Here is a 13143-nt window from a genome sequence, read left to right on the forward strand (position 1 = left end):
CAGTTATCCTAATCCTGGGTTATTTTGCTGATAGCTAATCGCAAAAATAGAGGTTTGAGATTAGCCATTAGCCATTCCTACTTTTCCGTCAGCGTGAAAACTCCATCCCAGTTATCAGGAGGCGGTTCTTGGAGAAACAACTGACAGCGTTTCAGGTGCAAAGCAGCCGCTTTGTCGTTTTTGTCAATTTCTTCCAGAATGGTACCAAACTCACCCATTGCGCGAGTAAACTTGCGATTTAGGTAATACTCGCGTCCTTTATGGTAAAGCTCGATCGTCATTTGCTTTTGATCTGAGATTTTCTCTTCCCGCAGTCCCACCAGTTCATAGATATTCACTGGCGTAGTCTTACCTTTGACTCGAATACAATCAAGTTCTCTTGCCCAAATCAGATTCTTGCAAGGCTGATAAGTGCTTTCGCTAATCACAATATCGCAACCATATTGTTTGCTAGCACCTTCTAAGCGAGATCCCAAATTCACTTCGTCACCAATTGCGGTGAACTCCATGCGCTTACTGGAGCCAATATTACCGCTAATTACCGTACCGGAATTAATCCCAATCCCAATCTTAAACGTTGGGAATCCGATGTCTTGGCGACAGGCATTAAATTCTGTCAAACGATGACGCATTTCGACGGCTGTTTGTACCGACATCCAGGCATGATCCGGCAAGGGTAAGGGAGAACCAAAGACTGCCATAATGGCATCGCCAATATATTTATCGAGGGTGCCTTTGTGTGTAAAAACAGCGTCTACCATCGACTCAAAATATTCATTGAGCATCTGCACCACGTCTTCTGCATTCATACTTTCAGTTAAGGTGGTGTAGCTGCGAATATCTGAGAACAAGATGGAAACTTCTTTTTTATCGCCCCCTAGTTTGGCATCACCGCTATTGATTAACTGTTCTGCCAATTCTTGAGTCATATAGCGGTACATCGTACTCTTGAGCCGTTTCTCCTGAGAGATGTCATCCATCACCACCAAGGCACCGTAGACGTTGTTATTGTCGCTGGCATCTGCAATGGAGTTAATTGACAGGTGAACGCTATGTTGTTCTTCTTCTGTAGAGAGCAGAGTTTGATCGGGGTAGTATTGCTGGCGGCTTTTTTCTTCAGCGGCGTCTATCGCAGCTTTAAACCATTTAGAAAAGTCACCTTCTTTGATGCGGATTAGATCGGCAATTTTTCTACCTTCTATATGGTCTTCATTTTTAAATCCTAAGAGTCGCTTAGCGCTTTCATTCGCTGCAATGATCTGACCGGATTTATCAGTAGAGAGAACTCCATTAGAAAGGCTGCGGAGAATGTCACGCTGCATTTGTTCTTGCTGTTTGACCGTAGCAAACAATTTGGCATTTTGCAGCGCTACACCGGCTTGAATATTAAATGCTTCCATGAAAGCTTCATCACTTTGATTAAAGCTTGCCTTCCAGCATTCGGGAGGTTCGGGCCAAGTTTCCGGATTATAAGGGGGAAATTCTCCCTGTTTTTTCTTATTTACAAGTTGGGTGACACCAATCAACGCTTTGTCAGCGTTAAAGATTGGCATACATAATAAGCTACAAGTACGATAGCCATTTGCCTGATCGACTTGTTTAGACACTTCAGAATCTGGATCGGCATAGAGGTCAAAGGAGATATTCAGGGGTTTGCCGGATTCAGCAACTTTCCCGACATAACCTTTTCCGACTGGCACTCGCAGTTCTCGCATGGAACCGTCGGAAAGAGGGATTCTTGTCCACAAGTCATGGCGATCGCTATCTAACAGCCACAGGGTGCTACGATCTGCATTCATCAGCTCCTGGGCTTCATGCATCACCCGGTTCAGGGTATCTTCTAAGTCGAGATTGCTTTGGCTTAAGGATCGAGTCGCCTTCATCAAGGCATCAGAAGCCCGCTGTCTCTGCGTTGCCATGTAAAAAGAGCGGGAACTTTCTAGAATCAGGCGAATGGAAGGCGCAAATTCTGCAAAAATTCTTTCATCTTTTGAAGTAAAACCATTGAGATCGATTCTTTCCCCTAACGGCTTTCCTGGCTGATTTGGTAAATTTAATTTATTAATTAATTGAACGACAGCGACTAAATTTCCCTCTTCGTTTACCAGAGGTAAAGTCAACATCGTATAGGTGCGATAGCCATTTTCTTGGTCTTTCTTTTTGGCGAACGCAGAGCGCGGATCTTCGTAAAAATCAAAGGGAATATTAATACTTTTTTTATGGGTTGCTACCTCACCGGCAATGCCTTTATCTGCCGGAATCCGCAACTCTAAAGGTCGCCCCTCTGCGCCTTCAGCAAGAATTGACCAGAGTTGGTTCTTTTCTTCATCCAGTAAATAGATGGTTGTGCGATCTGCGCCGAGTAATTCTCCGGTTTTTAAGGTAATGGCATTCAACATTTCTTGAAGAATGGCATCAAACCCCTGACTATCAGTCAACATCGACAGGGTTTGATTGACTACCTGAAGTTTTTCTTCGACACCTGTGACGACTTCTTTGAAAGTTTCCTTATTCAGTGGGGCAAGAAGTGCCGTAAAACTTCCTTCTTTTGTGGCTAATGCACCACCCGTACCAGTAGGAATATTTGTAGGGGTTTGGGGAATTTGATTTCCTGTTTGATTTTCATCGTGGGGAACAACATCAATCACCCTGTCTGTATCGTTCCAACCATGCATTTTGGTAGATGAAGGTGTCATAGATTTTTTCAGATGCCTGAATTTGAGCGAGGTACGAGGCGGTGGAATTATCCTACAAATTTAACAGCCAAACTTTTTGTGCCTAGTGAGCAAATGCCATACTACTTACTCAACAGTTTACTCTTTGTTTTGGGGTTGGATAGAGGGCAGGTTATTTATTTGTTGTTATTGGTCTTGCGTCCATTATGTTTGACTGCGGCTTGAGCTAGCAAGGACTCTGCAAAAGCGATCGCATCTTTGGCAGAATGTCCCCCAGCTAGTGTTGCTAATTCTTGGCGGCGCGTCTGGTGATTGTCAAGCACGCTGACGCGGACAACCGTGCGTTCGGAAGCCTGAAGGATGTAAGATGTCGGGTCTTCTTCCCGGAGTCCTTGAATTGCTCTCTCTAAGGGGAGGGTTGGATGAATTGCTTCGGCGTTGGTTGTCGAGACTTCGCTCTTTTTGCCAGCCTTCTTGGAGGGATCTGGCTTCTGGCTTCCTTCAACGACGTGTTTATCGACGCGGAAATGGCGGTCAGCCATTGCGGCGACGAGGGGCTGGTGAGTAACGCAAAGAACTTGATGTCCCTGAGAAAGTTGGTGGAGTTTCTCAGCGATCGCTTGGGCAACCCGTCCGGACACCCCGACATCGATTTCGTCAAAAATTAGGGTTCCGGCGGCTTCCAGTTGCGAGAAACAAGCTTTCAGCGCCAGCAGGAAGCGGCTCATTTCCCCCCCAGAGGCAGTGGCAGACAGCGGTTGCAGGGGTTCGCCTGGGTTGGGACTAAAATAAAAGGCGATCGCGTCGGCACCTGTTGCGGTTGGGGGACAAGGGGTAATTTTGACTTGAAACTGCACCTTTTCCATCGCTAAAGGCTTGAGTTCTGCCACGAGCCTGCTTTCTAGTTCGTTGGCAGCAACGCCGCGCAAAGCGGTCAACTGGTCAGCCGTGGATGTCAAAGTTTCATGACATCGAGAATAGATTTTTTCCAGTTCTTCGAGGGAGTGACCGCTATCGGTGAGGAGAGCGAGTTCAGCTTGGATGCTCTGACTGTAAGCGATCGCTTCCCCTAACGTCGGGCCATACTTGCGGCAAATCTGCTTCAGGGTGCGGATGCGCTCTTCTACTTCCGCCAGTCGCTGGGGATCGGCTTCTAAAGAAGCACCGTAAGCATTAATTTGCTGTCCGGCTTCTACCACTTGCGCCAGAGCCGTACTCACCATATCCAGAACGGGTTGCAGCGTGGCATCATACGTCACCATATCAATCAGCGTGGCTTCAGCTTGACCTAATAAGTCTGCACCCGCTGACTCCCCCGCATCATTTTGATAAAGAGCTTGATAAACCTGATAACTCAGCTGTTGTAACTCCACCACATGACTTAAGCGCTGGCGTTCTTGTTCAAGCTGTTCTGGCTCATCCGGTTCGCTTAAATTAGCGGCAGTTAATTCTTGGGCTTGATACTGTAGTAAATCGAGCCGTTGCAAGCGTTGCTGCTCGGACTGACGGCGTTTGTCTAAGCGATCTCGTGCTTGTTGGCAGTCGAGATAGGCAGCTTGAACGACTGAGCGTTGCTGTAGCACCGCCTCGCCGCCATAGACATCCAGTAACTCTCGCTGAAGCGCGGGTGCCACGAGTTGCACGGTTTGACCTTGGGCAGTAATTTCTACTAAGCGATCGCGCAGGCGATCCATTAATTGGCGATTGACCAGAACGCCATTGACGCGAGAGCGGCTGCGGAGGCTTCCTTGCAGACAGGCTATCTCCCGACAACAAACCACGGCTGTATCATCCAGCAGCTCGATCTCTTGTTCGGAGAGCCACTCGGTCACAACTCGGTCAACCTTGAAGGTGGCTTCCACCAAAGCGCGATCGCTACCCGTGCGAATCGACCATTTGCTGACTTTTCCGCCCAAGGCGGCGTCAATCGCATCCAGAATAATCGACTTTCCCGCGCCGGTTTCGCCGGTCAGGACATTCAATCCAGAGCCAAATTCAAGCTCCAGATGGTCAATCAAGGCAAAGTTTTCAATCCGTAGGGACAGGAGCATGGAGCAAAATTCACCTTGAGGGAAGAGGGCAGGCAGTGGCAACCCAATGAACAATGGCAAGTGCGAAGCATTTGATGCTGTGCGAGTTATTTAAAAAAGGTACTGGGCTACCAAACTTAGTTTAGTGTTTAGTTTTAAGTCCCGAAACTTTTTCAGAGTAGCGGGAAATTGACCGAACTGGCATTGTCCCCAGCTAGAGCCGGAATACCTTGTCCTGGCGCTTCCCCTACTTATTGTTACAATACTTAACAGAGTTGCTCTGAGTCGGTTCCCAAGCTTATGAATGTTAAAAGAGTCTCCCCTATGTCACATCGGACAGACGCAAGCGATCGCATTTCTACAACAGGTGTGATGAAACCTGCCCAGACAGCGTCCGCCGCGCCAGGAGAGGCGGTCGTGGTGGAGTATGAGCTGACGCCGACAGGAGAGCAATATCCAGCAGCCGTAGATGCCCAAACCGCCTATATCCAAGCAGAAGAACTGCGCTACGACCCCGTCGCCATTACCGATTACTACCGGAGGCGTCCATTCCAAGTTTGGGGGCGATTGTTCAATATTCTGATGCCGATACTCCGCTTTGGACTGAGTTTGTGGTGGGACAAGCAAACAGGTAGCGTTCCCAAGAACGAGCGGAAACGGGCAATTCGATTGCGGACAATCATCACGAGACTGGGACCCGCCTATATTAAGGTGGGGCAAGCGCTCTCGACCCGACCAGACTTAGTTCCGACGACTTATTTAGACGAACTAAGTCACCTGCAAGACCAACTGCCACCTTTTCCCAATGAATTAGCTTATCGGTTTATTGAGGAAGAATTAGGCGATCGCCCTGAACAAATTTACGCCGAACTCTCCCCGACCCCGGTAGCCGCTGCCTCCTTGGGACAAGTCTACAAAGGCAAGCTCAAGACTGGCGAAACCGTTGCTGTGAAGGTGCAGCGGCCGGGCTTAAGAGAAAACATTGCCCTAGATATTTACATCCTGCGTACCCTTGCCGGGTGGGCGCAGAGAAATCTCAAACAGGTGCGGAGCGACCTCGTCTCCATCATGGATGAATTTGGCACCCGCATCTATGAAGAGATGGACTATACCCAAGAGGGTCACAACGCCGAGCGCTTTGCCTCTCTATACGGTCACTTACAAGATATTTACATTCCCAAGATTTACTGGGAATACACCCAGCGTCGCGTCCTGACAATGGAGTGGATTAACGGCACCAAATTGACCCAGCCAGAGGCACTCCGCGCTCAGGGAATTGATGCCGTTCATTTAATCGAGGTTGGCGTTCAGTGTTCGTTGCGGCAATTGCTAGAACATGGCTTTTTCCACGCTGACCCCCATCCAGGTAACTTGTTAGCGACGACTGATGGTCAACTTGCTTATCTGGACTTCGGCATGATGAGCGATGTCAAACCTTATCAGCGGTATGGCTTAATTGAAGCCGTGGTTCACATGGTCAACCGGGACTTTGAAGGCTTAGCCCGCGACTACGTGAATCTAGAGTTTTTAACCCCTGATACTGACCTGACCCCAATTATCCCAGCCCTTTCCAAGGTCTTCAGCAACGCGCTGGGAGCTAGTGTCGCGGAGATGAACTTTAAGAGCATCACCGATGATATGTCGGCGTTGATGTATGAGTATCCCTTCCGCGTTCCAGCCTACTACGCGCTGATTATCCGGTCTCTGGTCACGTTAGAGGGGATTGCGATTAATGTCGATCCCAATTTTAAAGTTCTCAGTAAAGCGTATCCCTACGTTGCCAAGCGCCTCTTGACAGACCCTTCCCCGGAATTGCGGGCATCTCTGCGCGACCTCCTGTTCAAAGACGGCAGTTTCCGCTGGAATCGTCTGGAAAATCTGTTAAAAAATGCCCGTTTCAGTGACGATTATGACCTGACTCAGGTACTGAACCAGACTCTAGATTTTCTGTTCTCAGAGCGGGGTGCATTTATCCGGGAACACCTAACGGATGAAATTGTGAAGGGTATCGATTCGCTGGGACGCCGCACTTTCCAAAATGTCACGTATTCGCTACGCGAACGGGTGGGGATGACGGTGAATGAAGCACCGCCGTCGGCAGAAACGCCCGCCAGTCTGGAGCATATTAAACGGATCTGGGATATTCTCCAGGAAACGAGCGGATTTGACGCGATGCAACTGCTACCCGTGATTCCCCAATTGCTGATGAAGCCAGAAACTCAGCGCATGGGTCAAAAAATTGCCGGGGGTTTGGTGCAGCGAGTGGCGGCGCGATTGATTCGGGACGTTTTACTTCAGGATGCGCCCCCAAAAGCCTCCCAGAACGGTCACACGCCACGTACTTATCCCCCAACATCACCACGCTTAGCGTTGCCGCCTGCTGCCGCGAGATAAGGCTGTAGAGACCGTTGGGGCATGGGAAAACTAGCTGGGTCACTGAAGAGCGTAAAGAGCGATCGCTCTGGTGACAATCTCGTTTAGTTGAGAATGATCTTAGTTAAGAATGATCTTAGGTTGGGTGGAGCGTCAGCGAAACCCAACTTTTGCTTTATTAGGTTGGTTTTCTGGGCTTAACCTCAACTTACACTTTGATTGGGAAACGTTTACAAGAAAGCTAAGTTTGAGGCGATCGCTTCCCGACTCTTGTTAATCTAAAGCAGCATATATTGCCAACTGGATTAATCTCTAAGGATTTTGGTCATGAACGCGCAACCACAGATAATTAGACAAAGTGACTTACTCAATCGGCTGGTACTCGATCGCAGTACAGCAGAAGAAGTCGGTCGGGTAGAGCAATTGTGGCTAAATTCTCAATCTCACCAAGTCGTAGGGTTTAGCTGCAAGTCAGGATTTTTGGGTAGTCTAAAACAGGTGTTTAGGTGGGAGCAAATTACTACGATTGGCACCGATAGTATTATTGTCAACAACACTCCAGAAGTTATTGAACCCGAAACGCCAATTCAGAAAATTTCTTTAATTGGACATGAGGTGTGGACTGACGCTGGCAACAAAGCTGGCAAAATTATAGACTATCTCTTCAATCCTAAAACCGGCGCTGTTGTTAATTACTTATTTGTTTCTAGTGGTTGGCGCGGTGTTTTGAATGGTGTTTATTTGCTCCCGGTAGAAGCTATTTCTAGCACGGGTAGTAAACGAGCGCTTGTCGCGGATGCCATCGTCCAAACTCCGCAACAGTACACCCAGGGACTTAATCAAAAAATGAGTCAAGCCGCAGAGTTACTGAGAGAAGACTATAAGAAAACTCAGGATGATTTAGAAGCGCTAAAGCGCAGCGCTCAAAATATTGCTGAGCAAGTCAAAGACACAACTGAAACGGTGACTGGGATTGCTAAAGACAAGTTTTCTGAGGCGACGCAGCGACAAGAAACTTCTCAAACAAATGAGACGATAAAAACAATTGATACGACGGCTCAGTCTTTACCAAACGAGCCTCCAGAGCTACCTGGAAACACTAATTAAGCTAATAGGATAAAAAATCGATGATGAAGCACATCAAATAATCTTTACTTATCGGTTTTGACTCAGTTGATTGAGCGGCAACTTAACAGTAAAAGTCGTGCCGCTGCCAACTTCACTTTCGACAGCGATCGCACCATCGTGTAAATCAACACACTCTTTAACGATTGTCAATCCCAGCCCTGTACCAGAGATTGTGCCGACATTCGTTCCTCGATGGAATCGCTCAAACAAGCGTCGTTGGTCCTCTTTTGGGATTCCTATTCCCTCGTCCTGAATTTGGAAGATTGCCTCACGATCCTGACAGATAAGTTCAAAATGAACTTTGCCACCTCTAGGAGAATATTTAATTGCATTTGAAAGCAAATGGTCAATAATTTGTCGCAGCAGCTTTTTATCCAGGTAGGCGTTAGCACACTGCCCTTGATGAATAAAAGTAATCGCGTGTTGGGAGCCTATGCTAAGTTGCAATTCTTCCACCAACTCGCGGCTAAACTCTACTAAATCTACTGGTATGGGATTAAGCTCTAACTTGCCAGCCTCTGTTTTATCCAGAAGAAGGATGTCGTTTAACAACCGAGCCATTTGTTTGCTAGCAGCTCTTATTTTCTGGAAATGCGAGTCTTTTTGTACGTCAGATAATTTGTGTTTGTAGCGTTCCAGCAATTCAGCAGACATAGAGATAATTGTCAGTGGCGTGCGGAATTCATGAGATGCAGCCCTGATGAAGCGAGATTTGAGATTGCTAAGTTCTTTTTCTTGTTCTAGTGCTTTTCGGGTTTGTTCCGCCTGTTTATGGCGTTCGGTGATGTCACGTACTAGCCAGCGCAAACCGATTAAATTGCCGCAGCGATCGCGTATAGCAGCCACGTTCAGTGCAGCTGGGAACGGCTGACCTTTTGAGGGTTGTAAGCGCACTTCCCAGTCGTGCAACTGCGGGAAGTGATTCAATTCAGTCAATATATCCCTAAAAGTTTTGCGATCTTCCTTAGCCACAAAAATCGCCATCGGTTTGCCGATTAGAGAATTCTGGGATCGGTTCAGCAAAGACGCCGCCGTGCGGTTAGCCTCCTGAACGATTCCAGAGGTATTCGTCACGATGTACCCGTCTGGGGCAAACTCAAATAGCTCTTGGTAGCGCTGGCGTTCTGCTTTTACAGTCTCGCAGGCGATCGCAAGTTGTTCGTTGCGTTGCTGCAACTCCTCTGTAGCCACCTGTAATTCTTCCAAAACCGTGGAGAGTTCCTGCAAAGCCTCCATTGTCAGTGTTTCCTGCGGATGCGGAAGGGATGGGGATTCCCTAGTACGCTGCCACAGCTCGTGCAGGCGCTGTTGTGCCGCCTCAATCTGTTGGTTAAAAATTTCCTCTTCCATCACGTACTTGTTCTGTGAGAATTAAGCTTAAGGGTTGATGCGCTTGCAGGAGTTTTCCTAAATTCACGAGCGATCGCTTCCTTCATACTCACAGATTTATGAATTTAGTATAAAAGCAAATCCTCTCACAAAAGATGCAAGCTTAGGAACAGCGCTATTACTTACCACCAGAATAATATTTGTAACTACAGGAAGCGGCAAACTATAAAATTGAATATTACTATCGTAATATCCTGTCATTGCTAAGTCTCTCTACTAATCATAATTGCTTAGCACTTAATTTGAGAATTCTTAAGCATTTCTTTCAAAAAACAGAATCGTGAAGTTTTGATTAATAATTTGCGCTTACTAATCCCCAGGAATCGCCTTAATCCTTATTCTCTATTTTAATTCTAATTTTGGGCTTGCTCATAACCTTATAATAATACAATTACCAATTTTAAATTAATTAATATTTAATCATTTATAAAAATCCTGAAGTTTAAAATAAAAATCTAGATATTATGTTTGTTTCAAATATTCATGTTTAAAATTATGATTCTTTCTTTAATATGGAACTATTTTGAAAATTTATCCAAGCTTCTAAAAGATAGTTTTTTAAATATAAAAATAAAAAGATGATGCTATGTTTAACTTCTTTCCAATTTAAAATTCTATTATCAGATGTTTATAATGATGTTAAATTTGAGGTTAGTGAGTTAAGAGCATAGTATCGATTGCGCCTCTCCTACGCTTATTCCAAACGAATACAAAAGCCTATGAGTGCGGCTAGTGAAAGTGACAATGTAATGCGCTCACGTTTTCAATGATGATATCGAGCTTGGAGAAAATAAATTCTGTCATCGCTGACAAAATGGAGGTAAATCTGCCTTGGAAACACATGAGTGGAAGATTGATCCAGAAAGTCCAGAAGTAAAAATAGCTGCTCAAAAACTTAGTCCCCAGCAAAATTTTATTTTGCTGACTTATGAAAATTTAATGCAGATAGCAGAGAATTCACAGGAAGAATCTACTCAAAGAATTCTTGAATTTCCTTGGGGATTTGCCTGGACACCAGGTAAGAATAAACTCTGTTGGCCACCTGGAGGAGAATGGACACCATCTAGGCGAGCTTCATTATCCAAGTCAATCGCTAGGCTAGAACAACGTGGCTTAATTATTCGGGACAACCATAAACATGAACCTCGGATGTCTGTTGAGACACCTGCGCCTAAACGTACCACAACGGTAAAGTTCACTGCCCTAGGCCGCGGGGTAGCAAAACTGCTTTATAAACGATACTCCGAATTCACACTAGGGCATTTTCACAGGAGGGATGAATCTGCACTGAGTATCCAAGAAATAAACAAAGATTTGGAAATTTCAGAACTTAGAAAAGCTGCTCAAAAACTCAGTTCCCAACAAAAAAGCATTTTAATGATTTGGGAGTTTTGGATGCAACTAGAACAAGAGCTAGAAGACGACGACTTCGATAATTCGGATATATACAGATGGGGACTCTGGTGGTGTCCGTCAAAGTTTTATGAGAAAAGCGGCGAGAAGCCTAAAGAATGGACAGCATCCGACCGGGCTGACTTTTCCCGCTCTCTCAAGAGGTTAGAAAATCGCGGCTTAATTATCCGGAATAATCACAAAAATACACCTCGGACATCTATTGAGACTCCTCCGCCCAAACGCACTACATATGTAAAACTGACTGAGCTAGGGCGGAAAGTAGCCACATGGCTTATGAAGGGCGATCGTTATGTTGATGATACTAAGACAAATTTATCTGTAAAGAAACGTAAACAGTTAATAGAGCAGAGACAAAAAGGCTAACAAAGTAGAAGTGGCTAACATTTTTTTGTTAATCGCTTTTGCAAAACGGCTAACATATAAAAATTGTAGAAACACTGCTACAAAATTAGAAATGCTCTCTGGGGCGAAGACTACGGCAGTTTACTTCAATCCATACACAGATAAGCGTTCTCTGCTGCCCTAATTGCTGGCGTATATTTTTGTTTAGCCTTAATTACGAGGTTTTTCCTATAGTTCAAGAACTCAAACGGGAATTTCAGACCGGGTGCTTTGCCTTAAGAGAAATCCCCTAGTTCTGACGAACCAAGGGAAGCCAATTTTGTAAAATCGTTGGCAAATCATTATGAATCAGACTCAGTACAATGGGGCTGGACTTATCCAGCCTTCACGCCCATTCGCCCAAACAACAGGATACGACTTCAACACTCAAAACAAAGTGGGCAAGGCAGGAGAGTTAGCTATAGATCATTGGCTACAGTTTCTTGGTTATGGCATTAATGATGTTTCAGAGGTGCCAGAATACCAGAAGGCTGGAATTGACCGTTTATTAACTCGACCGGACAGTTCTATTGCTAAGGCTGAATACAAGACTGATCTAAAAGCCAAGCAAACTGGAAACCTATTTTTCGAGATTGTATCCGTTGAGCATCGCAATATTATCGGTTGGGGTTTGACTTCCCAAGCTGACCTCTGGATTTTTTTAATTCCCAGACAAGAGATTTTGGTCGTTGAACCAGGAAAGTTCAGGTGGTTAGTTTTGGAACATCTGGCGATACTCGAAAAGAAAACAGTGCAAAATCAAGGCTACTGTACTATCGGGTTGCCTGTACCTCTGGCAGATGTCCGGAAAATTGCTCGTCACGGTTACAAGTTTCCTGATATTCCTTTCTAACATCAAAGCGAACCCTAGAGAAAAATGGCTGAACTGCGATTGCACTTCAGCCATTTTTCAACAAAAAGTAGTGAGGAGTATGAGATTAGGAATACTCCTCCCTTCATTCCTCACTTCTTTTACTAGGCGCTGACAGTTAAGGGCTAATCTACACGCTGACAACTCCCTTAGCGGTGTACAGTACTTCTAAACTAATCCCAGTGAAGCGCGATCGCTCTCAAACTCCAAAACGTTTATGCTTGATGCTGTGCTAGCCAAGTCGCTAGCTCTGTTTTATCCGAAAAGTCTAATAAAGCCTCGCTCAATTCATCGAGAGCGGTTGCAGATAAGCTGTTTATTGTTGATTTAAAATCGGGAGCGATCGCTCCCGATTTTTGAGACTAGCAGCCAGCTTTTAGGGCTGACGGCTAAATGTTAATGGCTAACTGCTGAATTACGCGCCGACTGCTTCTTTAGCTGCATACATCACTTCTAAAGTGATGACGTTGAAACCGCGATCGCGTGCAAATTTCTCAGTGTTGCGCTTCACTTTACCGCGCACAAAACCGGGAACTTTGTTCAGTTCTGCTTGCGCTTCCTTGTTCCAACCGAGGTCAGAATCAGCCGAAATCCCCTTAGTAATTACTTCTTTGGTGTCGTGTCCGCCGAAGATTTCTAAGAGGTGATCTTCCATTCCCAAAGTGAAGGAATTGTAGATCAAATCTGTAATTTGGTTCGTACCTTCGTAACCGCAGAATGGCTTGTAACCGATGGGGAAATTCTGAACGTGAATCGGTGCTGCAATCACGCCGCAGGGAATATTTAGACGCTTACCGACGTGACGTTCCATTTGGGTACCGAAGATGGCAGAAGGTTCCACACGAGCGATCGCATCCCCAATTTGACCGTGGTCTTCGGT

The 13143-nt window shown here is 45.8% G+C and carries 8 protein-coding genes and 1 pseudogene; 4 read left to right on the top strand and 5 right to left on the bottom strand.

From position 1 onward, the window contains the following. Positions 1–77: 77 nt before the first annotated feature. Entirely contained in the window at positions 78–2696 is a 2619-nt protein-coding gene (locus tag H6F50_RS10875) for an adenylate/guanylate cyclase domain-containing protein (protein WP_242028979.1), read from the bottom strand. A 155-nt stretch (positions 2697–2851) separates the two neighbouring features. Beyond that, positions 2852–4726, bottom strand: a complete 1875-nt coding sequence (gene recN, locus H6F50_RS10880) for a DNA repair protein RecN (protein ID WP_190428704.1) — start codon at positions 4724–4726, stop codon at positions 2852–2854. Positions 4727–5005: 279 nt separating this feature from the next. Between recN and H6F50_RS10885 the strand changes: the two genes are divergently transcribed. Both H6F50_RS10885 and H6F50_RS10890 read left to right on the top strand, forming a co-directional pair. Continuing rightward, positions 5006–7099, top strand: coding sequence for an AarF/ABC1/UbiB kinase family protein (locus tag H6F50_RS10885; protein WP_190428705.1), 2094 nt, complete (start codon positions 5006–5008; stop codon positions 7097–7099). Between the two features lie 306 nt (positions 7100–7405). Further along, positions 7406–8185, top strand: a complete 780-nt coding sequence (locus H6F50_RS10890) for a PRC-barrel domain-containing protein (protein ID WP_190428706.1) — start codon at positions 7406–7408, stop codon at positions 8183–8185. 48 nt (positions 8186–8233) lie between these two features. Here H6F50_RS10890 and H6F50_RS10895 read toward each other — a convergent pair whose 3' ends face one another. After that, entirely contained in the window at positions 8234–9556 is a 1323-nt protein-coding gene (locus H6F50_RS10895) for an ATP-binding protein (RefSeq protein ID WP_190428707.1), read from the bottom strand. Positions 9557–10426: 870 nt separating this feature from the next. On the opposite strand from H6F50_RS10895, the gene H6F50_RS10900 reads away from it, so the two are divergent. Continuing rightward, entirely contained in the window at positions 10427–11374 is a 948-nt protein-coding gene (locus tag H6F50_RS10900; protein WP_190428708.1) for a hypothetical protein, read from the top strand. A 322-nt stretch (positions 11375–11696) separates the two neighbouring features. Beyond that, on the top strand, positions 11697–12245 hold the full coding sequence (locus H6F50_RS10905) for a hypothetical protein (protein ID WP_199292090.1): 549 nt from the start codon (positions 11697–11699) through the stop codon (positions 12243–12245). Positions 12246–12478: 233 nt separating this feature from the next. Here the strand turns inward: H6F50_RS10905 and H6F50_RS27560 are convergent. Then, positions 12479–12610: pseudogene (locus H6F50_RS27560) on the bottom strand (DUF4351 domain-containing protein); the annotation flags it as partial. Positions 12611–12678: 68 nt separating this feature from the next. Continuing rightward, positions 12679–13143: nitrogenase component 1 (locus H6F50_RS10915; RefSeq protein WP_277879336.1), on the bottom strand; the 465-nt coding region annotated here is incomplete at its 5' end.

This window comes from Coleofasciculus sp. FACHB-712 (assembly GCF_014695635.1).
In the GTDB taxonomy this organism is placed as follows: Bacteria; Cyanobacteriota; Cyanobacteriia; order Cyanobacteriales; family FACHB-T130; genus FACHB-T130.